The organism is Streptomyces sp. NPDC014734 (assembly GCF_043083325.1).
GTDB lineage: Bacteria > Actinomycetota > Actinomycetes > Streptomycetales > Streptomycetaceae > Streptomyces.
Map to the genome: position 1 here is coordinate 197,292 of NZ_JBIBYN010000012.1, position 26,755 is coordinate 224,046.

Here is a 26,755-nt window from a genome sequence, read left to right on the forward strand (position 1 = left end):
GACGCGTCGTGGGCACGGGGGGAACCTCCGCGGTGCGAGGGGACCGTTCGCACAGTAGGTCCATATGATCTGCGGCCCGCGAAGCCACCCGGTGGCGCGCGTCCGTGTCCCCCATTAGCGGTAACGTGGCGGCCGAATACCGCCGCCCGGTGGGTACGAACCCCCGCGCTCCCGAGGACCATCCGAGGACCACCATGTCTGCCGCGCAGCACCCCGCCGTCTCCGTGATCATGCCGGTGCTCAATGAGGAACGCCATCTCAGGAACTCCGTCCGGCACATCCTGGAACAGGAGTACGCGGGCGAGATGGAGGTGGTGATCGCGCTGGGCCCCTCCACCGACCGTACCGACGAGATCGCCGCGGAACTGGTGCGCGAGGACCCCCGGGTCCACACCGTCCCGAACCCGACCGGCCGCACCCCGGCCGCCCTCAACGCCGCGATCGAGGCGTCCCGCCACCCGATAGTCGTGCGGGTCGACGGCCACGGAATGCTCTCGCCGGACTACATAGCGACGGCCGTCCGTCTGCTGGAGGAGACCGGCGCGCAGAACGTCGGCGGCATCATGCACGCCGAGGGCGAGAACGCCTGGGAGGACGCCGTGGCCGCGGCCATGACGTCGAGGATCGGGGTCGGGAACGCGGCCTTCCACACCGGCGGCCAGGCCGGCCCGGCGGAGACCGTGTACCTCGGTGTCTTCCGCCGCGAGGCCCTGGAGAAGGCCGACGGCTACAACGTGGAGTTCATCCGCGCCCAGGACTGGGAGCTGAACTTCCGCATCCGCGAGGCGGGCGGTCTGATCTGGTTCTCGCCCGAGCTGAGGGTGCAGTACCGGCCGCGGCCCTCGGTCCGGGCGCTCGCCAAGCAGTACAAGGACTACGGCCGCTGGCGGCACGTCGTCGCCCGCTACCACTCCGGCTCGATCAACCTGCGTTACCTGGCGCCGCCCACCGCCGTCCTGGCGATCGCGGCGGGCCTGGTGGCCGGCGCGGCCGTCACCCCGTGGGCGTTCGTCGTCCCCGGCGGGTACGTCGCGGCGATCGTCGCCGGGTCCGTCCCCGCGGGCAAGGGCCTGTCCCTGAAGGCGCGGGCCCGGATCCCGGTGGCGCTCGCGACCATGCACATGTCCTGGGGGTACGGCTTCCTGACCAGCCCGCGTTCGCTGGCGAGGAAGGTCATCGCCGCCCGCCGCCCGGCCGCCACCGCGTAGGGGGCGCCGCCCCGGCCCGACGGGAACGCCGAGGGGCCCTCCGGCCGAAGCCGGAGGGCCCCTCGCACGTCAGAGACTGCTGGTGCTGTGATGGGGAAGGTTCGCGGGCCGGTGAACCTTCCCAGTCACAGCACTACCAGCCGAAGCCCGGCTGGATGTCCATGCAGGCCCCCTCGTCGTCGCCCTTCAGGGCGCGGGCGCTCTCCGGGGTCTTCTCCTCGGCGGCCGGCGGGGCGTAGTCCCCGTCCTCGCGCCAGTCGGCCCCCACGGTCAGGGTGATGCCCGTGACGTCGGTCGACCTCTTCACCGCCGTCAGCGGGATGCCGAGCGCCTTGGCGACGGCCTGGGCGTTGCCCTGCATGTCCACGCTGGGGAAGAGCAGCCCGGTCCGGGCCGTGGGACCGGGGTTCTGCGTGTCGATCTCCGTCCCGGTGAAGCCCTTGCCGGCCAGCAGTTCCTTGACGGCCGAGGCGCGGCCCTTGGCCGGGGCCTGGGTGTCGGTGCCGGACCCGTTGCGGACGGTGACCGGGATCTCGCCGATGGGCGCCGTGGGCTCCTTGGCCGCCGCGGGCTTGCGCTTGGACGCCTTGCCGTCCAGCGGAATGTCGTCGCGGACCATCTGGAACAGCTGGTCGGCCTCGCCGGGCTTGGGGAGCACCCGTTCCTTGTTCACCCCGGTGCCGTAGACGTTCGGCATCGTCGTCATGGTGATGCGTTCGGTGGGAGCCTTCTTGAACTCCTCCGCGAGGTCGTACAGCTTCTTGACCGTTTCGAGGCCCTTGTCGACCGTCAGCGCGTTCACCGCCGAATCGGCGAGGTCCATCAGCTTGCCCGGGTCGGTGAGCTTGGTTCCGTTGCGCAGCTCGCGGACCATCGAGTTCATGTACATGTGCTGGGCGTGGGTGCGGCCGAGGTCGGTGCCGTCCTCGAAGCCGTAGCGGGTCCGCAGCCACTGGAGGGCCTGCTCCCCCTTGATCTTGGTGGTGCCCTTCTTCAGCTTCAGCCCGGAACCCTGGCCCTTGCTGTTGCGGGAGTAGACGTTGCCCTTGACGCAGACCGGCACGCCGCCGATCGCGTCGGCCATCGACACCACACCGGCGAAGTCGATCATCATGAAGTGGTCGATGGTGATGCCGGTGAGTTCGTACCAGGCGGCCACGGTGCATCCCGGACCGCCCCGGCTGAGCGTCTCGTTGGTCATCGTCAGCTTCGTGGTGGCGGGGTAGACGTGCTTGGTCTTCGGGTCGGTGCACTTCGGGATCTTCAGCAGCGTGTCGCGCGGCATGCTGATCACCGACATGTTGCTGCGGTCCGCGGAGAGGTGCACCAGCATCTGCACGTCCGCGAGCGGCGGCGCGCCGAAGGTGTCCTTGGCCCCGCCGAGCTTCTGGTTCTCCTTGGAGTCCCGCGCGTCCGAGCCGATGAGCAGGATGTTCATCGGGGTCTGACCGGCGGAGTTGGCCTTGTGGTCGGCCATCTTCTTGTCGCCGAGCATCAGATCCTCTTTTTTGAGGTTCGCGTTGAGGTGCTCGTAGTAGAGGTATCCGGCCCCCGCGCCGCCGATTATGAGCAGCGCGAGCACCGAGGCGCTCCAGCGCAGCACCCGGCGCCTGCTCTTCCCACCACGCCGCTTCGACCCGCCCCGCCGGTGGCCGCCGTTCTCGGGGGCGGGCGGCGGGGCGTCCGCGCCGGAGTCCTTGCCCTTCGGCGGCTCGTCCTCGTAGAGCGCGTCGTCCCAGCCGAGCTGGCCGGGATCGCGGACGTGTGGTCGTGTCCCCTCGCCGGATGTGCTTCTCCGTCCCACCGGGACCCCCCTGCTGTCTAAATCGCGTGATGTGGCGCGGTGACCGGGTGTCACTTGGCGCACTCTGCCTTGGCGGCGTTCGCCAACGGAACGTCCTTCGGCGCCTTTGCCGGTGCGGCGACGGGAATACCCGCCCCCTTGAAGTCACGGCCCAGGGTGAGGACCATCGCCTGGAGCCCCTCGGCGTCCGTGGTCCCCTGCTTCAGGGCGGATGCGGGCAGGCCCATCATGTCGGCGAGGGCGCGGGCCTGGTCCGCCTGGTTCGGCGCGAACTCCAGGGTCGTCTTGTCGATCTTCGCCGCGTTGGCCTTGTTGGTGGACTTGAGCACGCCCTTGTCGTTCTGGAGCCAGGCGACGGTGGACTGCGCGGCCCCGGGGATCTCGCCGCCGTTGTAGACGTCGACCCGTACGTCGGCCGCGGCGGCCTTGGGCCCCTTGAGGAGGGCGTCCTGCTTGCCCTTCGCCTTCTTCTTCTGCGCGTTCACCTCGGTCAGCGAGGTGTCCTCGCGCATCATGGCGAACAGCGGGTCGGCCTGGGCCTCGTTCAGCACGACGGTGGCCTTGACCTTCTCGGCCGGGTTGTCCAGCACCGGCACCGTCACGAAGGTGATGTTCTTGGTGTCGACCTTGCCGAGCTCCTGGGCCAGCGCGGTCAGCTTCTTCACGGACCCGATGCCGCTGTCGACGGTGAGCGCCTTGGTCGCCGCGTCGGCGAGGCCGTACAGCTTGGTCGGGCTGGTCAGCGTGTCGTCCGACTTCATCTGCCGGATCATCGAGCCGATGAACTGCTGCTGGACCTTGATCCGGTCCAGGTCGCTCTCGTTGCCGAAGCTGTGCCGGGTCCGGACGAACGCCAGGGCGTCCTCGCCCTGGATGCGGTGCTCGCCCTCCGAAAGATCCAGGTGCGACTTCGGGTCCTTGACCGGCTTGGCCAGGCAGATCTTGACGCCGCCGACGGCGGTCGACAGCTCCTTCACCGCGTTGAAGTCGACCATCATGAAGTGGTCGGTCTTCAGTCCGGTGATCTGCTCGACCGTGCGCATGGTGCAGCCCGGGTCGCGGCCGTCCTGGCCGAGGCTGACGTTGAAGCGGATGTTCTGCGTCCCCGGGACGACCTTCTCCGAGCCGTCCGGCTGCTTGGTGTTGCAGTCCGGGATGTCGGTGATCAGGTCGCGCGGGATGCTGAGCGCCGTCGCGTTGGTGCGGTCCGCGGAGACGTGGAAGAGGATGTTGGTGTCGGCGTGGCCCTCGCTGCCCTTGTCGCCGTACCCCTCGTTGCCCTTGCCGGTGCGCTTGTCCGTCCCGATGATCAATATGTTGATCGGGGCGCCGGAGTCGAAGACGTTCTTGTTGCCGGCGGTGCCGACGTCGACCGTGTTCAGGTTCCCGTTGAAGTGCTGGTACAGCGCGTACCCGCCCGCCGCCAGGGCGACCAGGACGAAGGCCATCGTGCCGCCCGTCCACAGCAGCACCTTCTTGCGGCGCGCCTTGGGAGCCTTGCGGCTGCGCCTGCCGGCCGTCCCGTCCGGGCCGGAACCCTCCTTGCCGCGCGAGCCGTTGGCCGAACGGCGACCGCGCTGTCCGGGCACCTCGCGGCGCTCGGACTCGCGTACGTGCCCGCCGTCGGCCGCGCTCCTCCGCTCGTCGCCGCCCTTCCGGGCCGCGCCTTCGCGCTCGCCGTCGTGCGTGGCTTCTCTGCGACGGGGGACGCGCGGTTCCGGCACCTGCCGAGTGCCCGCCGAATCCCCTCCGGAATTGTTCAGTCGCAGTTCGTAATCGCCGGTGTCCGGGTTGAGGACCCACTGGTCTGCGGGATCGAATTCATCCGCACGCCCACGGCTTTGCGCATCCACGGTTGTTTGAGTCCTCCGTCGGTGCCACGCGAGGCGCCTCCCCCCGGTCAGGCGCCTGTTCTTTCGCTCCAGAAGTGCACGGCCTGACGGCCGGAAGCACCGGATCGCGTCACACTATCGGCCCAGTTCGCTATCGAGCGACGAGCGTGACAAATTCCACGGTCCTTACAACTGGTCATTCTGGTCATTACACGCCGATCACCGGCTCCTGTTTGAGAATTGCTTTACTGCGTGCACGGATCGGCTGCCGCGTTGTTGCCCGAATAGGTGGGTGTCGGGTTCGGGCCGGCGGCGTCCGGAGTGTCGGTGGAGGCGTTGTTTTCCCCCGCGTCCGCCCCCGTGTTCGTTCCCGCGTCCGCCCCCTCGGCCTGCCCGCTGTTCTTCCCGTCGTCGCCCTTGTTGCGGTCCGCCGGGACCACCGCGACCGGCGCGTCCGCGCGCAGTCGCTCGAAGAGCTTCTTCGCATCGGGTTGGACGAGTTCGTCCCGGTTCGGGTCGGCGGTGTACGGCTTCCGGGGCACGGTCAGGAACTGCACCCGGTCGGTCGGCACGTCGCGCAGCCCGCGCACCAGGTCGTACAGGTCCTTGAGGCTGTCCAGGCCCGGGTCCGTGGTCAGCGACTTGGTGGCCGCGTCCAGCACCGGGTACAGCCGCGTCGGATTGAGCAGGACGCCGTTGCTCTGCACCTTGTTCACCAGGGCGCCCAGGAACTGTTGCTGGCGGTCCATCCGTTCCGTGTCGCTGCCGTTGCCGATGGACTTGCGGGCCCGTACGTACCCCAGCGCCTGTTCGCCGTCGAGCTTCTGGCGCCCGGACGGGAGCTTCAGGTGGGCGTCGGGGTCGTCGACCGGCTTCTTGAGGCAGACGTCGACGCCGCCGACGGCGTCGACCATGTCCTTGAAGCCGTTGAAGTCGACGACCATCTGGTGGTCGATCCGGATGCCGGTCAGCTTCTCGACCGTGCGGATCGTGCAGGCGGTCCCGCCGAACTCGAAGGCCCAGTTGAACTGGGCGAATTGTTTCTTCGTGACCGTCCCGTCCGCTTTGTGGCAGGAGGGGATCTCCACCATCAGGTCGCGCGGCAGGGACATCGCCGTGGCGCTCTTCCGGTCCGCGGCGAGGTGCAGCAGGATCGTGGTGTCCGAGCGCTGGCTGCCGCCGTCGTCGCGGCCGTACGCGCGGTTGTCACCGGCCCGGCTGTCCGAGCCGATGAGCAGGATGTTCTCCGCGTCGCGCACCACGGTGGCGGGTCGCTCCCGCTCGTACACGCGGAGTTCGGCGGCGGCGGAGGTGTCCGTCCTGATGTTGCCGTCGAGCTTGCGGTACAGCCAGGCGCCGACGCCCGCGGCAACCAGTACGAGGAACGAGGCGCCGAGCGCCGTCCAGCGCATCCAGTGGCGGTTCCGGCCCTCGTGGGGGGCCGGACCGGTGTCGGAGTCGCCCCCGGTCCGCGACGCAGCCGCGTCCGGGGCCGAGTCGTCGGAGTCGCCCGGAGGGCCGGCGCTTTCGCTCACGTCTGCGTCCATCCTTCACGTTCGGCGGCGCGCTGGGCCGCCGGTCGCAGAAGTAGACGGCTGAACCTCACGCTTGGTTGTGTTCCGGGGGGTCCGTACCGCCGATCATGTACCGGAGCCGACGTCCAGTCCTGAGGACTCGGCCCGGTATGGGCCGGATGAGTGGCCCTCAGAGCGCTTGTCATACAACGGTGCTGGTGACCCGTTCGCTCTCCAGGCGCTTCGCCAGGGCGTCCTCGTCCAGCCGGTCCAGGTGGCGGCAGAGAACCACGGACCCCCCGGCGGCCAGCGGCGCGAACAGCCCCGCGCTCAGGCCCTCCCAGCTGTCGTACGCGCGCCCGGTCAACAGCCGCGACCCGGCGCTCAGGCCGAGTCCGGCCGCGTCCTCACGAGCCCGCGCCACCAGGTGCGACGCCGTCAGCTCGACGCCGCCCACCGCCAGCGCGGGGGCGTCCGGGTCCACCGGGGCGAACGGGGCGAACCGGTCGCCCTGGCCCGGCACCTCGACCGCGTAGTCCGCGAACCCCGCCGGTGCCTCGGGGAACCTGCCGCCCAGCGGGCGCAGCGCCAGGGCGACCCGCTCGCCGGAGCAGCCGCGTGCGGCCTCCAGCGTGTCCGGACCGCTGACGACGAGGTCGGCGCCGGCCGGGTCGCCCTGCACGTCGACGAGTACGCCGACCGAGGAACAGGCGAGCAGCCACACCGCGGACTGCCAGTGCGCGGGCAGCAGCAGGGCGAGCCGGTCGCCGGGCTCGGCGGCGAGGTCGCCCTGGAGCAGGTTGGCGGTCTTGGCCACCCAATTGGCGAAGGTGGCCACCGACAGTTCCACGCGTTCTCCGGTGGCGTCGTCGTAGAAAGTGACCAAGGGGCGGGCCGGGTCCGTGGCGAGCGCGGAACGCAGCAGGTCGGCGGGGGTACGGTCGGTGGCGTTCATCCGCGCAAGAGTACGCGGCGACGCCGTGCCGGAGGCCGGCCGCGGGCGGTGGGTACACCGGTTCGGCAGACGGGCCGTCAATTGCGCCGGAAAGTCCGTGTAGCCGGACTCACCCGAGTATGTCAACGATGATGTGCATGCGCGCCTTCCTTGCATCCTCGATCGGTGTCACCTGCGCGGCGGTTCTCGCGCTGCCTTCGGCAGTGCCCGCCTCCGCCGCCTCCGGCACCGCCACGGTCACCTCCTCCGCCCGGGCCGCCGGGCCGCCCGCCGTGCCGGGCTCGACGCAGTCCCTGCCGATGGCACCCCTCGCGGAGCCGTCCGGTCCGGCCACCGGCGACCCCTCCAGGACCGCCGGTGCCGTCGAGCAGGGGCTGACCGAGCGCGAGGTCCGCCCGTTCTCCCTGGTCGGTGTCGTCTGGGACGACCCGGACGCCGAACTCCGCGGGACCGTCCAGGTCCGTACCCGCGCCGTGGGCTCCGGTCGTTGGTCGGACTGGCAGGACCTGGAGGCGCACAACACCGAGCACGCCGCCGACCCGGGGAGCACCGAGCGCGAGTCCGGCGGGGTCCGCGGCTCCACCGCCCCGCTGTGGGTCGGCGACTCGGACGGTGTCGCGGCACGCGTACGCCCCGAGGGGTCCGGTCCCGAGGCCGTCGCCCCGGGGGCCACCGATCGCGAGGGCCGGACGGCCGCCGCCCCGCTGCCCGCCGGCCTGCGCCTCGAACTCGTCGATCCCGGCACGGACCCGCGGCAACTGCCCACCGGAGAGGCCGGGGAAGCCGACGGGGCCGACGGGGCCGAGGGGGCCGTGAGCTCCGGGGCTCACGGTGGCACCGGGACCTCCGAGACTTCCGGAACCTCCGGAACCTCCGGAACCTCCGGGAACGCGGGTGTCACAGGAGCCACGGGTACCGCAGGGACCGCAGCCGCCACGGATGCCGCCGCGGACGCCGTCGCATCCGCCGTGTCGGACGCGTCCGCCGCGGCTGTCGAGGCCGTCCGGGACATGTGGGACAAGTGGGGTCACGGAGAAGGCGTCACGGCGACCCCCGACAAGCCGCCCTCCGACAAGCCGCCCTCCGGCACCGCGGCCTCCGGCACCGCGGCCCCCGATACCGCGGCCCCCGACACCGCGCCCCCCGATACATCGGCACCGGACACCGCATCGCGTGACACCGCCTCGCTCGACGCGAGCGTGCTCCCCGCCCTCACCAAGGCGGGGACCGAGGCACGCAGCGAGGTGGAGGCCGGACTCGCGCCCGGCGCCCAGCCGTACATCGGGCCCCGACCGCGCATCATCACCCGCAAGGGCTGGGGCGCCGACGAGAAGCTCAGGGAGCGTGCCTTCGTGTACACCAAGACCGTCAAGGCAGCGTTCATCCACCACAGCGCCACGGGCAACAACTACACATGTGCCCAGGCACCCTCGGTCCTGCGCGGCATCTACCGGTACCACGTGAAGAGCAGCGGCTGGCGCGACTTCGGTTACAACTTCGCGGTCGACAAGTGCGGCAACATCTACGAAGGGCGTGCGGGCGGGGTGACGAAGCCCGTCCTGGGGGCGCACACGCTCGGCTTCAACACCGACAGCATGGGCATCGCGGTGCTCGGCACCTTCAGCAACGCGGAGCCGTCCGAAGCCGCGGTGAACGCCGTCGCGAAGCTCACCGCCTGGAAGCTCGGCCTGTTCGGAGCCGACCCGCGGGGGAAGACCACGCTCGTCTCGGGCGGCGGCAACAAGTTCAAGAAGGGCGCGAAGGTCAGCCTCAACGTCATCTCGGGTCATCGGGACGGCTTCGCAACCGAATGCCCCGGAACGCGTCTTTACAAGAAGCTCGGCCCGGCCCGCACCAGCTCCGCCCGGCTGCAGGGGCGCTGAAGGGAACGAAACGGCGCGAACCACTGCCGCGGGGCGCTGCGGACCGCGGCGGGCCACCGACCGGTGACGACCGAACCGGTCTGCATAAACTGGCCAGCCGAAACGAGCAGGGCCCCACCAGGAAGCAGAGTCAGCGCTGTGACAGAGGCAAAAGAAGCGATCCTTCTGGTGGGCGGCAAGGGCACCCGGCTGCGTCCGCTCACGGTGCACACCCCCAAGCCCATGGTCCCGGCGGCGGGCGTCCCCTTCCTCACACACCAGTTGGCGCGGGCCCGGGCCGCGGGTGTCGAGCACATCGTGCTCGCGACGTCGTACCTGGCGGAGGTCTTCGAACCGTACTTCGGGGACGGTTCCGGGCTCGGCCTGCACATCGAGTACGTCACCGAGCACGACCCGCTGGGCACCGGCGGCGCGATACGGAACGTCGCGTCCCGGCTCGACTCGGGACCCGACGAACCGGTGCTCGTCTTCAACGGCGACATCCTCACCGGCCTGGACATCCGGGCCCTGGTCGCCACGCACACCACCTCCGGGGCGGACGTCTCCCTCCACCTCACCCGCGTCGAGGACCCACGGGCCTTCGGTCTCGTGCCGACGGACGACAGCGGGCGGGTCACCGCGTTCCTGGAGAAGCCCGAGACGCCCGAGGAGATCGTCACCGACCAGATCAACGCGGGGGCGTACATCTTCCGCCGCTCGGTCATCGACACCATCCCGGCAGGCCGGCCGGTCTCCGTCGAGCGCGAGACCTTCCCCGGACTGCTCGGCTCCGGAGCCCACCTCCAGGGCATGGTCGACTCCACGTACTGGCTGGACCTCGGCACCCCGCGCGCCTTCGTACGCGGCTCCGCCGATCTGGTGCTGGGCCGCGCCCCGTCCCCGGCCGTCCCCGGCCGGTGCGGCGAGCGACTCGTCCTGCCGACGGCCTCCGTCGCCGCCGACGCCAAGCTCACCGGCGGCACGGTCGTCGGCGAGGGTGCGCTGATCGGGGCGGGGGCCCGGATAGCCGGCTCCGCCGTGCTGGCCGGCGCGGTCGTCGAGCCCGGAGCCGTGATCACGGACTCGCTGGTCGGAGCCGGTGCCAGGATCGGCCCGCGTACGGTGGTGGAGGACGCGGTCATCGGGGACGGGGCGCGGGTCGGCGCCGACAACGAGCTGCTGGGCGGCATCCGTGTCTGGTGCGGAGCGGTCCTGCCGGACGCGTCCGTCCGCTTCTCCTCCGGCGAGTAGCCCGGCGCACGCCCCGGAGAGCAGCCCGGCGAGCCCGGCGCACGCCCCGGTGGTGAGCCCGGGGCGGGGCACCTCGGCGAACCACCGGGCGACTGCCCGACCGCCACGTTCCCGCCGCTACGTCTACCCTCGACAGGCACCCCGCCGAACGGGGGCCCGACGACCGAGGACATCACCCGTGGCAGGACGATTCGCCCCCCGCAGCACCCCGCACGCGGCCGTTCCGCACGCGGCCGTTCCGCACGCGGCCGTTCCGCACGCGGCCGTTCCGCACGCGGCCGTTCCGCACGCGGCCGTTCCGCACCGGGCGGGGGCACGGGCACAGGCGGCAGGGGACGCCCCGACCCGTGACTGGACCCCGTCCGGCCCGCTCGACCTGCGCCTCGTCCTCGGCCCGTTGCGGCGCGGCCCCGCGGACCCCACCTTCCGGATCACCCGGGACGGCACGGTCTGGCGCACCAGCCGCACACCGGCCGGCCCCGGCACGCTGCGCCTGGTGGCACGCGGCGACCGGATCGGGGCGACGGCCTGGGGTCCGGGCGCGCCCTGGCTGCTGGACCGGCTCCCCGTACTGCTCGGCGCCGAGGACGAGCCGGAGGCCTTCCGCCCCCGCCACCGGCTGCTCGCCCTGACCCGGCACCGGCTCCCCGGTCTGCGCCTGCTGCGCACCGGCCTGGTCATGGAGTCCCTGATCCCGTCGATCCTCGAACAGAAGGTCACCACGGACGAGGCGTACCGGGCCTGGCGGTATCTCGTCCGGGCGCACGGCACCGCGGCACCCGGCCCCGAGGGGGACGCCGCGTTCACCGCCCTCGGCCTGTCCGTCATGCCAGATGCCCGTACCTGGTCGCTGATCCCGTCCTGGGAGTGGCACCGCGCGGGCGTCGACGCGAAACGCTCGGCCACGATCCTGCGGGCGGTGCGGGTGGCGCGCCGTCTGGAGGAGGCCGCCGCCATGAATCTCCCGGACGCCATGGCCCGCCTGCAACTCGTCCCCGGCATCGGCCCCTGGACCTCGGCCGAGACGCTCCAGCGGTCGAACGGCGCGCCGGACGCGGTCACGGTCGGCGACTTCCACCTCCCCGGGATCGTCGGCCACGCCCTGGCGGACAACCGGCACGCCGACGACGCGGAGATGCTGACCCTCCTCGCCCCCTACGAGGGGCAGCGCCACCGGGCCACCCGCCTCATCCTGCTCTCGGGCCGAATCCCGGAACGTCGGGCTCCGCGTATGACCCGCGGCGACATCGCCCGTCTGTGAGCCGCGCCCGGCACACGGGACGCACACCTCACCGCACCGCGCCTCACCGCACCGTGACGAACGCCTCCGCGTCCCGCGCACCCCGCGCCGCGGGCGGCACCGCCGGACGCCCGACCGCGACCGCGCCCAGCGGATCCCACGACTCCGGCAGTTCCAGCACTTCGCGCACCACGTCGCGGCAGAACATCGTCGAGGACACCCAGGCCGAGCCGAGCCGTTCGCCCGCCAGTGCCACCAGGAAGTTCTGGATCCCGGCCCCGGCCGCGACGACGAACATCTCGCGCTCCGCGGTGTCCCGACGCTCGTCCCCGTACGTGTGGGAGCCGTCCATCACCATGCACGGCACCACCAGGTACGGGGCCCGGCGCAGTACTTCGCCCCGCCGTACCCGCTTCGCGATCGACTCCTCGCTCCTCCCGTCCCGGCGCAGGTCGGCGATCCACGCCTCGCGCATCGCGTCGAGCAGCCGGGTGCGCGATTCCTCGGACTCCAGCAGGACGAACCGCCACGGCGTCGTGTGATGCGGCGCGGGCGCCGTCACCGCGGCGGCCACGGCCCGGCGCACCGCTCCCGGGTCCACCGGGTCGTCGGTGAACTCGCGCACCGTGCGCCGCTGGGTCACCGCCTCCCGCACCGCCTCGGACGTGCCCAGCCGGAACATGTCGTCGGCCGCGCCCCGCACCATCGCCCGGGCTCCACCGGCGGAGTCCGCCGGGTCCACGACGTGGCCGAGGCCCCGCACCACCGCGACCGGCAGCCCCGCGGCCTTGCCCTTGACCAGGTCACCGGCCGAGGCCAGCTCGTCGGCGGTGGCGACCACGGTCGCGCTCAGCGGATTTCCGTACGCGTCCGTTCCGCCGCGCAGGTCGTCCAGCACCCGGACCCCGGCCGCCCCGATGGCGACGTCGGTCAGCCCACTGCGCCAGGGACGGCCGAAGGTGTCCGTGACGACGACGCCGATCTCGACGCCCAGTGCGTCCCGCAGCCCGTCCCGGATCGCGCGCGCCGAGCCGTCCGGGTCCTCGGGCAGCAGCAGCACCGTTCCGGCCGGGGTGTTCGAGGCGTCGACACCGGCCGCGGCCATGACGAGTCCCTGCCGGTTCTCGACGATCCGCAGGGTGCCGCGCCGGGCCACCACCCGTACCGTCTCGGCGTCGATCGCGGCCTCCCGGTCGGTGGCCTCCATGATCCGGCCCTCCGCCTTGGAGACGATCTTCGACGTCACCAGCAGGACATCGCCGTCGACGAGTCCCGGCTCGGCGGCGGCGATCAGCTTCGCCAGGTCGTCCCCGGCCCGCACCTCGGGCATACCGGGCAGTGCCCAGACCCGGTAGGAGGGGGGAAGCCCGGTGGGCTCGCCGCTCATGCCCGTACCTCCTCGGCCAGCGTCAGGGCCTGCCGGGCCATCTCCGCCGTCGCGTCGACGTCGGTCATCATCAGCGGCACGGAACGGCAGCGGATGCCCGCCGCCTCGACCTCGTCGACCGCCCCGGCGTCCACCGTGTCGACGAGCCACCCGTCGAGCAGCCCGGAGCCGTAGTGCCGGGCCACGGCCGACGCCGTCGACTCGACGCCCACCGCGGCGAGCACCTTGTCCGCCATGCCGCGTACGGGCGCGTCCCCGACGATGGGGGAGAGGCCGACGACCGGTACCCCGGCCTCGGCGATCGCTTCCCGGATGCCGGGGACGGCGAGGATCGTCCCCACCGACACGACGGGGTTGGACGGCGGGAAGAGGATGACGTCGGCCTCGCCGAGGGCCTCCAGTACGCCCGGTGCCGGTTCGGCCTGTTCGGCGCCGACCGGCACGATCGCCTGCGCCTCGACCGAGGCGCGCAGCTTCACCCAGTACTCCTGGAAGTGGATCGCCCTGCGCTCGCCGTCCAGATCGACCGCGACATGCGTCTCGACCCGGTCGTCGGACATCGGCAGCAGCCGCACGCCCGGCTGCCACCGCGCGCAGAGCGCCTCGGTGACGGCGCTCAGCGGATAGCCGGCGGCCAGCATCTGGGTGCGGACGATGTGCGTCGCGAAGTCGCGGTCGCCGAGCCCGAACCACTCGGGCCCCACGCCGTACGCGGCGAGTTCCTCCTTGACGTGGAAGCTCTCGTCCGTACGTCCCCAGCCCTGCTCCTCGTTGATGCCACCGCCGAGGGTGTACATCACGGTGTCGAGGTCGGGGCAGACCTTCAGCCCGAACAGATGGATGTCGTCACCGGTGTTGCCGATCACCGTGATGTCCGCGTCCGGTGCGGCCCGTTTGAGGCCACGCAGAAAACGAGCACCACCGATACCACCGGCCAGAACCACAATGCGCATGCCCAACAGTCTGTCAGGCGGAGCCTGGTCCTTAGTACGGGGTGGTGGTGGGCGACGGGGGGGACTGTCAGGCGGAGCCTGGTCCTTGGTACGGGGTGGTGGTGGGCGACGGGCGGGACTGTCAGGCGGAGCCTGGTCCTTGGTACGGGGTGGTGGCGAGCGACGGGCGGGAGGTCAGGCGGGTACGCCGTCCAGGGCGGCGCACTGTGCCGGGTGCATCGGCATCTCGGTCAGGCCCGGGTAGTAGATGTGCAGGCTGACGGCCGGTTCGAGGGAGTCGTTGACCACTTCGTGCGTGTAGCCGGGCGCGAACACGCGCTGCGCTCCGGGGGCCAGTATCCGCGTGCCGCGTGCGGAGTGCTCGGTCAGCCGGCCGTCCAGGACGGTCAGCAGCCCGGAGGACGGGCCGTGGTCGTGGCGTCCGCTGCCCTGGCCGGGAACCCAGCTCAGCAGCCAGATCTCGTATCCGAGTGGGGCAGCCCTCCCCGCGGGGGCGGAGCCGGGGGCCCGGGGGACGGCGCGCAGCCGGTGGTACCACCGTGTGGTGGTGTCGTACCGGACGAGCGGTGCCCACTGCGCACGGTCGGCGGCGATGCCGCGGGCGAGTCCGACGAACTCGGCCACGGTGGACGGGTGCTCGCGGGCCGGCTGGAGGAGGTGCGGGACCTCAAGGATGTCGCCGGCGATCTGAAGGTCGCTGTCGCTGTTCATGGAAGCGGTGGTTCCTCGGCATGGGGGTGCATGTGCGGGTGGTCGCGGGGAGGTACCGGAGAGCGCACGGTCGTCGAGGAGATCTTCCGGCTGGGAGATCTTCCGCGTATGTGCCTTGTGGGAGCGCTCTGTGGCGGAACTCCGGGAAGGGAGCCGGATCAGAGCCCGTGCAAGCCCTACGGCATCAACAGCTGTGACAGCTGGAACAGCAACAGCGGGCCTGGACAGCGGTGCGGAACCCACGGATGTGGGTGGCGTACGTCGCTGAGGTCGCTGGCATGAAATCAAGGAGACCGGCTCGGGGCCGCCACTGTCAACCTGATGCCCGATTTGTGAGTTATGTTTCACCTCATCCGGTAACCGGGGGTGAAGAAAGGTTTATTCAGCCACGGTGGCGGAAATGTGGCGCATCAATCGCGCCTGTGAGCGGCGTCGGGGCTCCGTGACCTGCTTGTGATCTTGGTCGCTTCGGCGGTCGAACCGAAACGCGGAGGCGGTCCCGCTCGTCTCACCCGGTGAGAGGCGGGCGCGATGAGGCCGAAGCCGTATGTCAGTTTTTTGGTGATTTGCACACTTTCCGCATACCCTTGGTTCCGCAGAGTGAATACCGGGGTCAATAGCAGATCCTCGCTTGACTGACCTGGAGATACACACTTGTAATTTCACTCGTGTCGTTCGGCCGTGATCAGCAACGGCTGCATCACGGGGACGCAAGAGACAGACGAGGGGCGCACATGACCGAGCTGTTCCAGCAACTGCTGGTCGAGGACGCGGACGAGGAACTCGGCTGGCAGGAGCGCGCATTGTGCGCACAGACCGATCCCGAGTCCTTCTTCCCGGAGAAGGGCGGATCCACCCGCGAGGCCAAGAAGGTCTGTCTTGCCTGTGAAGTGCGGTCCGAATGCCTGGAGTACGCCCTCTCCAACGACGAGCGGTTCGGCATCTGGGGCGGACTCTCGGAACGTGAGCGGCGCCGCCTGAAGAAGGCAGCCGTCTGAACCGTCGCCACGACCACGTTCCAACCGGCCGCACGCCGCGACCGCGAGACGACGGCCGCACGCCGCGACCGTTCGACGGCAACCGCACGGCGGGACCGGGCGACGAGACCGGGCGACGAGACCGGACGACGGGATCACGCGACGCCGGCCACGCGACGCCGGCCACGCGACGCCGGCCACGCGACGGCGGTCACGCGACGGCGGTCACGCGACGGCGGTCGCCGCCCGCCGAGACCCTTGACCGGGCGCCGGACATCCCCGCCCGCCGTCGGTGACGTACGGACCGCGCGGCGCCCGCCCTTCACCACCCACACCGCCGACCACGTCCGACCACCACCACGACCGACCACGGCCCGTCGCCCGCGTTCCCGTCCGCGGGCGACGGGCCGTCGCCGTGTCCCGGCCCGCTCGGCCACGCCCCGAGCCGTCCCGCCGGGGCCGCTCGTTCGAGCGCTCGGCGCCGCCGTCGTATCCGTACCGTTAGTGTGGGGGCCCGTCCGAGACGCGCCAACGCCCCCCACGGAGCGGGCGCGTACACCGATGCAGCCGCCGGGGGAACGCCCCCGGAACCGGCCGGAGGGCCCGTACCTCGATGTCCGTGCACAGCCAACCGACGGCGCCGTACGCGGCAGCCGCCGCACCCGAGTTCCCCCGGCACGTCGTCACCGCCGTGCTCGTCGCCCACGACGGCGCGCGCTGGCTGCCCGACGCGCTCGCCGGACTGCTCGGCCAGGAACGCCCCGTACAGAACATCGTCGCCGCCGACACCGGCAGCGCCGACGACTCCGCGCGGCTGGTCACCGAGGCGCTCGGCGCCGACCGCGTCCTGCACCTCGCGCGACGCACGAGCTTCGGCACCGCCGTCGACGAGGCCGTCGGCACGGCCGGCGTCCTCACCCCGGAGGACCTGCCGTACCTGAAGCGTCCCAGCGGCTGGGACCCGGTCACCAGGACCTGGCAGGACGACGCCTACGAGCTCCCCGAACTTCCGCACGGCGAACCGGTCCAGTGGCTCTGGCTGCTGCACGACGACTGTGCCCCCGCTCCCGACGCGCTCGCCGAACTCCTGCGCGTCGTCGACAACGACCCGCACGCCGCGATCGTCGGCCCCAAACTCCGCGGCTGGTACGACCGCAAGCAACTCCTCGAAGTCGGCGTCTCCATCGCCAACAGCGGTCGCCGCTGGACCGGGCTCGACCGGCGCGAACAGGACCAGGGCCAGCACGACCAGGTCCGCACCGTGCTCTCCGTCTCCACCGCCGGAATGCTGATCCGCCGTGACATCTGGGAGGAGCTCGGCGGGTTCGACCGCAGGCTCCCGCTGATGCGCGACGACGTCGACCTCTGCTGGCGCGCGCACGTCGCCGGACACCGGGTGCTGGTCGCTCCCGAGGCCGTCCTCCGGCACGCCGAGGCGTCCGCCCGCGAGCGCCGCCCCATCGACTGCGTGGGACGCTCGGTCGCCTCCCCGCACCGCGTCGACAAGGCCGGTGCCGCCTACACGATGCTGGCCAACGCCCGCACCAAGGTGCTGCCCTGGGTGCTGCTCCGGCTCGTCGTCGGCACCCTCCTGCGCACCCTCGCCTACCTCGTCGGCAAGGCGCCCGGCCAGGCGCTCGACGAGGTCGCCGGGCTCGCCGGCACCCTGCTGCGCCCCGAGCGCATCCTCGCGGCCCGGCGCAGTCGCGGCAGGGGCGCCGTCGACCAGGCCGAACTCCGGTCCCTCTTCCCGCCGCCCGGCGCCACCGTCCGGGCCACCGTCGAACAGGTCGCCGGCAACTTCGGCGGCGGATCCGACGCCGACCCGGGCGGGTCCCGGCACGGAGCCGTGGAGTCCGGCCCCGGCGGCGACGACGCCGACTTCCTGGAGATCGAGCAGTTCGCACGGCTGAAGCGGATCGCGCGCAAGCCGGGCCCGGTGCTCTTCGCCGTCCTGCTCCTCGTCTCGCTCGTCGCCTGCCGCGGCCTGCTCGGCGGCGGCGCGCTCGCGGGCGGTGCCCTGCTGCCCGCCCCCGCCGACGTCTCCGACCTGTGGGGCAGATTCGCGGACGGCTGGCACCCCCTCGGTACCGGCGGCACCCAGACCGCACCGCCCTACCTTGCCGTGATCTCGGCCCTGTCCGCGCTGTTCCTCGGCTCGACCGGATTCGCGCTCACCCTGCTGCTGGTCTGCTCGGTACCGCTCGCCGGACTCACCGCGTACTTCGTCTCCCGGCCGCTGATCCCCTCCCGGCTGCTGCGCGCCTGGGCGAGCGTCGCCTACGCGTTCCTGCCCGCGGCGACCGGCGCCCTGGCGACCGGCCGCCTCGGCACCGCCGTCCTCGCGATCCTGCTCCCGCTGATCGCCCGCGCCGCCGTCGCCGCGCACGGCATGCGTGCCGCCGGCGACGCCCGCGGAAGCTGGCGCGCCACCTGGGCGTACACCCTGCTCCTCACCGTCACGATGGCGTTCACCCCCATCGTGTGGCCGATGGCCGCCGTTCTCGGCATCGGGGTACTCGTCCTGCGCCGCCGCGACATCACCGCGTACGGTCTCCGCTTCCTCGCCACGATCGGCACGCCGCTGCTGGTCCTCGCCCCGTGGTCGCTCTCGCTCCTCACCGAGCCGTCCCGCCTCCTGAAGGAAGCGGGACTGGACACCGGTGCGGGCACGGCCTCCGCGCTCGACCTCCTCGGCATCAGCCCCGGCGGCCCCAAGGCGGCCGGCGGTGTGCTGCTGCTCGGCATCGTGCTCGCCGCACTCGCCGCGCTGCTGCGCGGGGAGCGGCAGTTCGCGGTACGCGCCGCCTGGGCCGCCGCGCTCGTTGCCCTGTTCTTCGCCGCCCTCGCCAACGGCTCCGGCTGGGCGGGACCCGCCACCCTGGTCTACGGCATCGCGCTGATCGCCGCCGCGCTGGTCGGCGCGGACGGGGCCCGGGTACGCGTCGCCGAGCTCAGCTTCGGCTGGCGTCAGCCCGTCGCCGCACTGATCGCCCTCGCCGCCGGCCTCGCCCCGGCGCTGGCCGCCGCGGGCTGGATGCTCGGCGGTGCCGCGGGCCCGCTGGAGCGCCGTGACCCCGTGCAGGTGCCCGCGTTCGTCGCGGAGGAGAGCACCACCCGCGACCAGCCGCGCACCCTGGTGCTCGGCGGCACGTCGCCCGCCACCATCCCGTACACCCTGGTGCGCGGCTCCGGCGCACGGCTCGGTGACGCCGAGCTGGCCGAGGAGGGCGGCGGCAGCAGCCACCTCGACAAGGTCGTCGCCAACCTGGTCGCGGGCTCCGGCGCCGACCAGCGCAGCCAGCTCGGCGGGTTCGCGATCCGCTACGTCCTGGTGCGCGACGGCGCCCCGAAGGAGGTGAGCCGGGTCCTCGACGCGACCCCGGGCCTCAGCCGACTGAGTCAGCTCGACGGCAGCGCGCTGTGGCGGGTCGACCGCCAGGTCGCGCGCATCATGATCGTCCCGGCGGAGGCGGGCGGCGAGCAGTTGCCGGTGGGCTCTCTCCCCGTCGAGGCGCACACGAAGATTCCGGCGGGCGGCTCCGGCCGGATGCTGCGGATCGCCGACGCCGCCGATCCGAACTGGCGGGCAACCCTCGACGGACGCCCGCTGACCCGGAAGACCGTGGACGGCTGGGCCCAGGGCTTCGAACTGCCCGCCGAGGGCGGCACGCTGGACCTCACGTACGACACCCCGTTCACCCACACCGCCTGGATCTGGGCCCAGTCCCTGCTGGCCGTGGTGCTGGTGGTGCTCGCCCTGCCGGGCCGCCGCCGGGAGATCGACGACGACCTGCCCGAGGAGGAGGCGGCGGCGGTCGCGGCCGAGCCGGTCTCCGGCGAGGGCCGCCGGGCACGTCGGCTCCGCGCGGCCGCGCAGGCCGAGGCGGAGGCCGAGGCGGTACCGGCCGGGGCCGCGGACACGGGCGCCGAGGAGGCACCGGACGCTCCGGGGGAGTACATCCCCGCGCAGCAGGCCGGAGAGCCCCGGCCGCAGCCCGGATCCCCGCACCACCCGGAGTCCGGCCCGCCCGAGGGCCAGGAGCCCCACGCCTCCCACCCGGACGGCCAGGAACCCTACGCCTCGTACCCGGACGGCCAGGAACCCTACGCCTCGTACCCGGACGGCCAGGAACCCTACGCCTCCCACCCGGACGGCCGGGACGCCTTCGCGCCGGGCGCGGACACCGGTCAGTACGCGGCGGTGCCGCAGCAGCAGTACGGCGAATGGGACGCGCAGCAGTACCAGGGTGCCGACTACCAGCAGTACGGGAACGCCCCGTACCAGGACCCCTCGTACGGCACGCCCCAGGCGCAGCAGCACGCCGTCGACCCGTACCAGCAGAACGTCTACGACCCCTACGGCTACGCACAGCAACAGCAACAGCAACAGCAACAGCAACAGCAACAACAACAACAGCAACAGCCGTACGACCCGCAGGCCCCGGGCTACGACCCGCAGGCGGCGGCGTACGCCCCCGGGACCGGATACGGCGGGCAGGTCCCGTACGCCCCGCAGAACCCCGACGAGAACTCCGCCCCGGGCCAGAACCCGTGGCCGACCGGTAACGCATCGCGAGGCGAGTCCGAGTGAAGTCCAGCAACCTGTCCCTGATCGCGGGCATCGTCGCCCTCGCCGCCGTCACCGGATTCGCCGCGCTCACCGCGCCCGGAGACACGGCCGCGGCGGAGCCGAAGGCGGCCCCCCGGCTGCCGGTGGAGCGGTCCAGCCTGCTCTGCCCGTCGTCCGGCCGCGCGGATCTCGCGAAGACGACGTACACCTCCTTCACCCCGGCGTCCGGTACCGGCGGCGGAGAGGCTGGTACTGCCGAACTGATGTCGTCCACGGCCGCGGCGGCCGACGACAAGGACGACAAGAAGGACGACAAGGACGACAAGGGCAAGAAGAAGGACGACGGGAAGAAGGAGGAGAAGAAGGCGGATCCCACGAAGCCGGTCGTCTCCCTCAAGGAGCCCGGCAAACCCGTCACCGCCGACGTGTCCGCCGCCGACGCCCCCGCACTGGTCGGCACCGCCACCGGCCGTCTTGCCCCCGGCTGGACCGCTCAGCAGACCACCACGGTCGAGGCGGGTTCCCGAGGTCTGCTCGGCATCAGCTGCACCGCCCCGGGCACGGACTTCTGGTTCCCGGCCGCGAGCACCGCGAAGTCCCGCGAGGACTACGTCCACCTCACCAACCCGGACGACACCGCGGCCGTCGCCGACATCGAGCTGTACGGCCCGAAGGGCCTCCTCAAGTCGGAGGTGGGCGAGGGCATCACGGTCCCGGCCCGATCGGGCGTACCCGTTCTGATCTCCACGCTGACCAGTGAGGCGATCGAGGACGTGACCGTCCACGTCACCACACGCACCGGTCGGGTGGGCGCCGCCGTCAGGACCGCCGACGAGAAGACCGGCAGCGACTGGCTGCCCGCCTCCACGGCGCCGAACGGCACCCTGGTGCTCCCCGGCATCCCGGCGGACGCCACGTCGGTCCGCCTCGTCGCCTTCGTGCCGGGCGACGACGACGCCGACCTGAAGATCCGACTGCTGGGCAAGACCGGTGCGTTCGCGCCACTCGGAAACGAGGACCTGCACGTCAAGTCGAAGATGACCGCGGGCGTCGATCTGAAGGACATCACCCGGGGCGAGCCCGGCTCGCTGATGCTGACCCCGGTGAAGGGCGGCAAGGGCACCCCGGTGGTCGCCGCGCTGCGCGTGGTCCGGGGCAAGGGCGACGGTCAGGAGTCCGGCTACATTCCGGCGAGCGGTCCGGTGGGCGCGCAGGCGACCGTGGCCGACAACCGGGCCAAGGGATCGACCCTCTCGCTCACCGCGCCGGGCGCCACCGCCACCGTGAAGGTCATCGCCTCCGCGGGCAGCGAGGGCGGCGAACAGACCGTCAAGACGTACACGGTCAAGGGCGGAACCACTCTCGCGTTCGAGCCGCCCGTGCCGTCGGGGCTCAAGGGCGGCTACGCGCTGACGGTCCGCACGGAATCGGGCGGGCCGGTCCACGCCGCACGCACCCTGAGCCTCCCGCAGGACGGCGTCCAGATGTTCACGGTGCAGACTCTGGCCGACGACCGGGGAACGGTGTCGGTCCCCTCGGCGGTGCAGGACCTCTCGGTGCTGGACGACTGAGCCGGACGACCGAGCGGGACGGATACGACGACCGCGAACGGGGCGAGCGCCGCGGGCGGCACCACTCGATGGTGTCGACCGCGGCGCTCGCCCCGTTCGCCCATCCCATTCGTTCGTCCCGTTCGTCCCGTTCGTTCCGGCCGGTTCCTTCGTCCCCTTCGGTCCGGCCCTCCCGGCTGCCCCGGGCCGTGCTCCTACTCCTGCCCGTACCGCGGGTCCACCGACTCCGGCGACAGCCCGAGCAGGTCCGCGACCTGCTCCACCACGACCTCGTGCACCAGCAGGGCCCGCTCGTCGCGGTTCTTGGCGCGGATTTCGACGGGCCGCCGGTAGATGACGATCTGTGCCGGCCGGTTCTTCTCCGCGGAGACCGCGTGCCCGAGTGGAACGGTCTCCTCCGCGGCCTCCGGTGCGGCGATCCCCGGCACGTCCAGGACCATGAAGTCGACATCGGCGAGCTGCGGCCAGCGCCGCTCCAGCCGTTCCACGGAGTCCTGCACCAGATCACGGAAGCTCTCCGCCCTGCTGACCGAGAGCGGCACCTGCGGCGGGGCGACGGGTCCGCGCATGCCGCGGCCATGACGGTCGCGACGGCGTGGGCGCGGCTCTGACGAGTGGGGCGGTACGGGACTGTCCATCACCGACGCAGGGTAACTCCCGGGCCGACGGAAGGATCGCCGTTGTCTGACGGAGCGTCGGTCTGTCCAATCCTGAACAATCCGGCCAAGCGGCAGGCCGTTTCAAGCCCGGCTGTCGATCGTTGATCTCCCGCCGAATGACAGCTTTTGTGCTGAGAAGTGACCGGAATCGTTGACGTCGTGACCTGGGTTTTTCCGCTTCCTTGCAGGTCAGAAGGTTGTCCGAAAGATGATTGTGCGGGAGGTCACAGGGCGACACGGTGGGGTGACCTGGGGGAGAGTCGTCGCAGCCCGCTCAAGAGTGCGGTACCGTCCAACATCGTGAGCCCTGTACGTCGCTGTTCGCGCACCGCGTGCGGCCGCCCTGCCGTCGCGACACTGACGTACGTCTATGCCGACTCGACTGCGGTCCTCGGCCCGCTCGCCACCTACGCCGAGCCCCACTGCTACGACCTCTGCGCCGAGCACAGTGAGCGGCTGACCGCGCCGCGCGGCTGGGAGGTCGTCCGGCTCTCCGATCCCTCCGCCCCCACGCGCCCCAGCAGCGACGACCTCGAAGCGCTCGCCAACGCCGTACGGGAAGCAGCACGTCCGCACGAGCGGGGCGGCGACGGAAGGAACGGGGGCCCGCAGACAGCGGACCCGATGGAAGTCGCCCGCCGGGGCCACCTGCGCGTGCTGCGCTCCCCGGACTCCTGAACCGGTCCCGGCACGGTGCTGCTGAACCGGTCCTGCTGAACGACCCCACCGTCCGATCGTGCTGAACGACCCCACCGTCCGATCGTGCTGAACGATTCCGCCGTCCGATCGTGCTGAACCGTCTCACCGCACCGGTTCTGCTGAACGGTTCCCCTGCCCCGCAGCCACGCGCGTGAGGACGTCCTCGCCGACGGCCGGGGATTCCGGACGCCCGAGACACCCGAGACACCCGAGATGCCCAAGACGCCCGAGACGCCCGAGACCCCGCGATGCGCCCCGACCGTCGCCGGGTAGTTTGGGCGGTCCGCAGAAATCTCAGGAGGACCGGCCCGTGGCTGCTGATCTGTCGCAGATCGTGAAGGCGTACGACGTACGCGGCGTGGTGCCCGACCAGTGGGACGCATCGCTGGCCGAACACTTCGGCGCGGCGTTCGTCGAGGTGACGGGTGCGGACGCGATCGTGATCGGCCACGACATGCGTCCCTCGTCGCCCGGTCTCGCGGGTGCCTTCGCGCGAGGTGCGACGGCTCGTGGCGCGGACGTCACCCTGATCGGCCTCTGCTCGACCGACCAGCTGTACTTCGCCTCCGGCAGCCTCGGCCTCCCCGGCGCGATGTTCACCGCCTCGCACAACCCGGCGCAGTACAACGGCATCAAGCTCTGCCGGGCGGGCGCCGCCCCGGTGGGCCAGGACACCGGTCTCGCCGAGATCCGTGCCCTTGTCGAGCGGTGGTCCGGGGCCGGCGCACCGGAGCCGGCCGCCACCCCCGGCACCGTCACCGAACGCGAGACGCTCCCGGACTACGCGGCGCACCTGCTGTCCCTGGTCGACCTCGGATCGATCCGCCGGCTGAAGGTCGTCGTCGACGCGGGCAACGGCATGGGCGGTCACACCGTTCCCACCGTCTTCGCGAAGCTCCCCGTCGACCTCGTACCGATGTACTTCGAGCTCGACGGCACGTTCCCGCACCACGAGGCCAACCCCCTCGACCCGAAGAACATCGTCGACCTCCAGGCCCGCGTCGTCGCCGAGGGCGCGGACCTGGGTCTCGCCTTCGACGGCGACGCGGATCGGTGCTTCGTCGTGGACGAACGCGGCACCGGTGTCTCCCCGTCCGCGATCACAGCCCTGGTCGCGGCCCGGGAACTCGCCCGCAACGGTGGCACGGGCACCGTCATCCACAACCTGATCACCTCCCTCTCGGTCCCCGAGGTGGTCCGCGAACACGGCGGTACCCCGGTCCGCACCCGCGTGGGCCACTCCTTCATCAAGGCGGAGATGGCCGAGCACGCTGCGCTCTTCGGCGGTGAGCACTCCGCGCACTACTACTTCCGCGACTTCTGGAACGCCGACACGGGCATGCTCGCCGCGCTGCACGTGCTGGCCGCACTCGGTGGACAACCGGGGCCGCTGTCGGAACTCGTCGCCCAGTACGACCGCTACGCCGGCTCGGGCGAGATCAATTCCACGGTCGCCGACCAGCCGGGCCGCACAGCCGCGGTGCGCGCGTCCTTCGCACCCCGCGACGGTGTCACGACGGACGACCTGGACGGGCTTACCGTCACCGGCCCGGACTGGTGGTTCAACCTGCGTGCCTCCAACACGGAACCGCTGCTGCGACTGAACGTCGAGGCACGCGACGAGAAGACGATGACCGCGGTGCGGGACGAGGTGCTGGCGATCGTCCGGGAGCAGACCCCGTAGGGGCGAAGCCCCACGGACGGCCACCGGGCACGGGCACGAGGTCGAGGACGGGCGGAGACGGCTTCCGGACACGGGTACGGGTACACGAGTACGGGCACGAGGCGGCCGGGCGGCCGGGCGGCCATCGGGCACGGGGACAGGGCGATACGGGGGGACGGCCCCGCGAGGGCCGGGGCGCGTTCTGCCGACCTCGGAACGCCACGCGCCGCCCGCCCCGGCGCCCGTGCCCGGCCCGTCCCCGTTCAGGCCCGCGCGTCCCCGGCCCCGGCCCGGCCCGCGCCCGCCGAACCCCGACGGTAGGCTGACGTCGCCCGGTCCACGTGTCGGCGAACCGCTTGTCGCCTGTCTGCTCGCGTGTCTGCTCGCGTGTGTGTCCGTCCGGAATGCCTGCCCGTCCGGAACAACTGCCCGTCCGGAACGTCTGTCCGGAACAACTGTCCGCGCGGAACAACCGTCCGTCCGAATGCCCGAAGGGACCCACCCCATGCCGCTCGAAGCCGGCCTCCTGGAGATCCTCGCCTGCCCGGCCTGCCACTCCCCGCTCGAAGACCGGTCGGCGGCCGACACGCCCGAGCTGGTCTGCACCGGTGAGGACTGCGGCCTGGCCTACCCGGTACGGGACGGCATCCCCGTCCTCCTGGTCGACGAGGCCCGCCGCCCCGCGTAACGGCATCCGTGCCCGAAGACGCACGGTGATCAGCATGTGATCGGAGGACCGTCCCCATGCTCGACGAGTCGCTGCTCGACGCCCCGGAGGCCCTGGCCCGAGCTGACCGCCGCGATCTGCTGCGCGGCGCGGCCGAGGCCGGTGCCCGGGTCCGCACCGCCGCCCGGCACGCGGTGGAGGCCGGGATCGCCGGGCTGAATCCGGAAGGCCGCCCCCGCGCCGTCCTCGTCGCGGGGGCGGGCACCGCCGCGGCGGGCGTCGCCGATCTGGTCGGCGCCCTGGCGGGAGCCTCCGCACCCGTCACCCGCATCCATCCCACCGGAGTCGCCCCCGCCGCGGGCGCCATGCGCTGGACGCTTCCCGGCTGGGCCGGCTCGGTGGACCTGCTGCTGATCGTCACCGCCGACGGCTCGGAGCCCGGCCTCTCCCTCCTCGCCGAGCAGGCGTACCGACGCGGTTGCAGCGTCGTCGCCGTCGCCCCGAGGAACTCACCACTGCGCGAGACGATCGACGGCGCGCACGGGCTCCTCGTACCCATGGCCACCGCCCCGCACGGCGAGTACGACGCGGAGACGGCGGCGGCCGGACCGGGCACGCTCTGGGCCCTGTTCACCCCGCTGCTCGCGCTGCTCGACCGCGTCGGCCTGGTCACCGCGCCCGCCGAGGCGCTGCAAGGCGTCGCGGACCGCCTCGACCGCACGGCGGAACGCTGCGGCCCGGCCATCGCCACGTACAGCAACCCGGCGAAGACCCTTGCGGCCGAACTCGCCGACAGCCTTCCCCTCATCTGGTCGGAGGGCGAGTCCGCGGGCCCGGTCGGCCGGAGGTTCGCGGCGGTCCTCGCCGAATTGTCCGGGCGTCCGGCCCTCGCCGCCGAACTCCCCGAGGCGCTGACCGCCCACGGAGCGCTGCTGACGGGCGCTTTCGCCGCCGGAGCCGATCCGGACGACTTCTTCCGCGACCGGGTCGAGGAGTCGGAACCCCTGCACGCCCGAGTCGTGCTGCTCCGCGACCGTCCCGCCGGCGGCCTCAGCGCCGGTCCGGCTGCCCGCGAACTGGCCCTGGGCCACGACACGGCGATCAGCGAACTCGAACCCGACGAGGGCACCGGGCTCGAAGCCCTCGCCGAACTCCTGGCGGTCACCGACTTCGCCGCCGTCTACCTGGCGCTGGCGTCGTCGGCCCACGCCTGACGGCGCCCGCGCGGC

General features: G+C 72.0%; 19 protein-coding genes. 11 read left to right on the forward strand and 8 right to left on the reverse strand.

Features of this window, described 5'->3' with window-relative positions; translation table 11 throughout:
* The first annotated feature begins 194 nt into the window (after positions 1 to 194).
* Entirely contained in the window at positions 195 to 1,208 is a 1,014-nt protein-coding gene (locus ACF1CT_RS20890; protein ID WP_391785376.1) for a glycosyltransferase family 2 protein, read from the forward strand.
* Between the two features lie 133 nt (positions 1,209 to 1,341).
* Here ACF1CT_RS20890 and ACF1CT_RS20895 read toward each other — a convergent pair whose 3' ends face one another.
* The 4 genes from ACF1CT_RS20895 to ACF1CT_RS20910 form a co-directional block, all read right to left on the reverse strand.
* Entirely contained in the window at positions 1,342 to 3,012 is a 1,671-nt protein-coding gene (locus ACF1CT_RS20895) for an LCP family protein (RefSeq protein WP_391785377.1), read from the reverse strand.
* Between the two features lie 50 nt (positions 3,013 to 3,062).
* The gene (locus ACF1CT_RS20900) at positions 3,063 to 4,865 is read right to left on the reverse strand and encodes an LCP family protein (RefSeq protein ID WP_391785378.1); all 1,803 of its coding nucleotides are present in this window, start codon (positions 4,863 to 4,865) and stop codon (positions 3,063 to 3,065) included.
* A 224-nt stretch (positions 4,866 to 5,089) separates the two neighbouring features.
* The gene (locus tag ACF1CT_RS20905; RefSeq protein WP_391785379.1) at positions 5,090 to 6,391 is read right to left on the reverse strand and encodes an LCP family protein; all 1,302 of its coding nucleotides are present in this window, start codon (positions 6,389 to 6,391) and stop codon (positions 5,090 to 5,092) included.
* A gap of 169 nt (positions 6,392 to 6,560) precedes the next feature.
* The gene (locus ACF1CT_RS20910; protein WP_391785380.1) at positions 6,561 to 7,313 is read right to left on the reverse strand and encodes a TIGR03089 family protein; all 753 of its coding nucleotides are present in this window, start codon (positions 7,311 to 7,313) and stop codon (positions 6,561 to 6,563) included.
* A 137-nt stretch (positions 7,314 to 7,450) separates the two neighbouring features.
* On the opposite strand from ACF1CT_RS20910, the gene ACF1CT_RS20915 reads away from it, so the two are divergent.
* The 3 genes from ACF1CT_RS20915 to ACF1CT_RS20925 all read left to right on the forward strand — a co-directional run bounded on the left by ACF1CT_RS20915 (position 7,451) and on the right by ACF1CT_RS20925 (position 11,687).
* Entirely contained in the window at positions 7,451 to 9,196 is a 1,746-nt protein-coding gene (locus tag ACF1CT_RS20915; protein ID WP_391785381.1) for an N-acetylmuramoyl-L-alanine amidase, read from the forward strand.
* A 138-nt stretch (positions 9,197 to 9,334) separates the two neighbouring features.
* A complete protein-coding gene (locus ACF1CT_RS20920; protein WP_391785382.1) occupies positions 9,335 to 10,426 on the forward strand; it encodes a sugar phosphate nucleotidyltransferase in 1,092 nt (363 codons plus the stop codon).
* A gap of 178 nt (positions 10,427 to 10,604) precedes the next feature.
* On the forward strand, positions 10,605 to 11,687 hold the full coding sequence (locus ACF1CT_RS20925) for a DNA-3-methyladenine glycosylase family protein (protein ID WP_391785383.1): 1,083 nt from the start codon (positions 10,605 to 10,607) through the stop codon (positions 11,685 to 11,687).
* Between the two features lie 43 nt (positions 11,688 to 11,730).
* Here the strand turns inward: ACF1CT_RS20925 and ACF1CT_RS20930 are convergent, their stop codons facing one another.
* The 3 genes from ACF1CT_RS20930 to ACF1CT_RS20940 all read right to left on the reverse strand — a co-directional run bounded on the left by ACF1CT_RS20930 (position 11,731) and on the right by ACF1CT_RS20940 (position 14,717).
* Positions 11,731 to 13,053 (reverse strand): coenzyme F420-0:L-glutamate ligase, encoded by a 1,323-nt coding sequence (locus ACF1CT_RS20930; RefSeq protein ID WP_391785384.1) that lies wholly within the window; start codon positions 13,051 to 13,053, stop codon positions 11,731 to 11,733.
* Positions 13,050 to 14,006 (reverse strand): 2-phospho-L-lactate transferase, encoded by a 957-nt coding sequence (gene cofD / locus ACF1CT_RS20935; protein WP_391785385.1) that lies wholly within the window; start codon positions 14,004 to 14,006, stop codon positions 13,050 to 13,052. The genes ACF1CT_RS20930 and cofD overlap by 4 nt, the downstream gene beginning before the upstream one ends.
* A gap of 174 nt (positions 14,007 to 14,180) precedes the next feature.
* Positions 14,181 to 14,717, reverse strand: coding sequence for a cysteine dioxygenase (locus ACF1CT_RS20940; RefSeq protein ID WP_391785386.1), 537 nt, complete (start codon positions 14,715 to 14,717; stop codon positions 14,181 to 14,183).
* Positions 14,718 to 15,451: 734 nt separating this feature from the next.
* On the opposite strand from ACF1CT_RS20940, the gene ACF1CT_RS20945 reads away from it, so the two are divergent.
* The 3 genes from ACF1CT_RS20945 to ACF1CT_RS20955 all read left to right on the forward strand — a co-directional run bounded on the left by ACF1CT_RS20945 (position 15,452) and on the right by ACF1CT_RS20955 (position 21,838).
* The gene (locus ACF1CT_RS20945) at positions 15,452 to 15,715 is read left to right on the forward strand and encodes a WhiB family transcriptional regulator (protein ID WP_030927001.1); all 264 of its coding nucleotides are present in this window, start codon (positions 15,452 to 15,454) and stop codon (positions 15,713 to 15,715) included.
* A gap of 592 nt (positions 15,716 to 16,307) precedes the next feature.
* Entirely contained in the window at positions 16,308 to 20,288 is a 3,981-nt protein-coding gene (locus ACF1CT_RS20950) for a glycosyltransferase (RefSeq protein WP_391785387.1), read from the forward strand.
* Entirely contained in the window at positions 20,285 to 21,838 is a 1,554-nt protein-coding gene (locus ACF1CT_RS20955; RefSeq protein ID WP_391785388.1) for a DUF5719 family protein, read from the forward strand. The genes ACF1CT_RS20950 and ACF1CT_RS20955 overlap by 4 nt, the downstream gene beginning before the upstream one ends.
* A 194-nt stretch (positions 21,839 to 22,032) precedes the next feature.
* Here ACF1CT_RS20955 and ACF1CT_RS20960 read toward each other — a convergent pair whose 3' ends face one another.
* Complete coding sequence (locus ACF1CT_RS20960) at positions 22,033 to 22,476, reverse strand: metallopeptidase family protein (RefSeq protein WP_391785412.1); 444 nt, start codon at positions 22,474 to 22,476, stop codon at positions 22,033 to 22,035.
* Positions 22,477 to 22,797: 321 nt separating this feature from the next.
* On the opposite strand from ACF1CT_RS20960, the gene ACF1CT_RS20965 reads away from it, so the two are divergent.
* From ACF1CT_RS20965 to ACF1CT_RS20980, 4 genes are all read left to right on the forward strand, one after another.
* Positions 22,798 to 23,175, forward strand: a complete 378-nt coding sequence (locus ACF1CT_RS20965) for a DUF3499 domain-containing protein (protein WP_391785389.1) — start codon at positions 22,798 to 22,800, stop codon at positions 23,173 to 23,175.
* Between the two features lie 331 nt (positions 23,176 to 23,506).
* Complete coding sequence (locus ACF1CT_RS20970) at positions 23,507 to 24,880, forward strand: phosphomannomutase/phosphoglucomutase (RefSeq protein WP_391785390.1); 1,374 nt, start codon at positions 23,507 to 23,509, stop codon at positions 24,878 to 24,880.
* 484 nt (positions 24,881 to 25,364) lie between these two features.
* On the forward strand, positions 25,365 to 25,547 hold the full coding sequence (locus tag ACF1CT_RS20975) for a Trm112 family protein (protein ID WP_391785391.1): 183 nt from the start codon (positions 25,365 to 25,367) through the stop codon (positions 25,545 to 25,547).
* Positions 25,548 to 25,603: 56 nt separating this feature from the next.
* A complete protein-coding gene (locus ACF1CT_RS20980; protein WP_391785392.1) occupies positions 25,604 to 26,740 on the forward strand; it encodes an SIS domain-containing protein in 1,137 nt (378 codons plus the stop codon).
* Positions 26,741 to 26,755 lie beyond the last annotated feature (15 nt).

Excerpts from the sequence above, each read along its gene's own strand:
- ACF1CT_RS20890 (WP_391785376.1), top strand. The coding sequence starts at position 195 with ATGTCTGCCGCGCAGCACCCCGCCGTCTCCGTGATCATGCCGGTGCTC.
- ACF1CT_RS20945 (WP_030927001.1), top strand. The coding sequence starts at position 15,452 with ATGACCGAGCTGTTCCAGCAACTGCTGGTCGAGGACGCGGACGAGGAA.
- ACF1CT_RS20915 (WP_391785381.1), top strand. The coding sequence starts at position 7,451 with ATGCGCGCCTTCCTTGCATCCTCGATCGGTGTCACCTGCGCGGCGGTT.
- ACF1CT_RS20975 (WP_391785391.1), top strand. The coding sequence starts at position 25,365 with ATGCCGCTCGAAGCCGGCCTCCTGGAGATCCTCGCCTGCCCGGCCTGC.
- ACF1CT_RS20930 (WP_391785384.1), bottom strand. The coding sequence starts at position 13,053 with ATGAGCGGCGAGCCCACCGGGCTTCCCCCCTCCTACCGGGTCTGGGCA.
- ACF1CT_RS20910 (WP_391785380.1), bottom strand. The coding sequence starts at position 7,313 with ATGAACGCCACCGACCGTACCCCCGCCGACCTGCTGCGTTCCGCGCTC.
- ACF1CT_RS20980 (WP_391785392.1), top strand. The coding sequence starts at position 25,604 with ATGCTCGACGAGTCGCTGCTCGACGCCCCGGAGGCCCTGGCCCGAGCT.
- cofD (WP_391785385.1), bottom strand. The coding sequence starts at position 14,006 with ATGCGCATTGTGGTTCTGGCCGGTGGTATCGGTGGTGCTCGTTTTCTG.
- ACF1CT_RS20950 (WP_391785387.1), top strand. The coding sequence starts at position 16,308 with ATGTCCGTGCACAGCCAACCGACGGCGCCGTACGCGGCAGCCGCCGCA.
- ACF1CT_RS20940 (WP_391785386.1), bottom strand. The coding sequence starts at position 14,717 with ATGAACAGCGACAGCGACCTTCAGATCGCCGGCGACATCCTTGAGGTC.
- ACF1CT_RS20905 (WP_391785379.1), bottom strand. The coding sequence starts at position 6,391 with ATGGACGCAGACGTGAGCGAAAGCGCCGGCCCTCCGGGCGACTCCGAC.
- ACF1CT_RS20960 (WP_391785412.1), bottom strand. The coding sequence starts at position 22,476 with ATGGACAGTCCCGTACCGCCCCACTCGTCAGAGCCGCGCCCACGCCGT.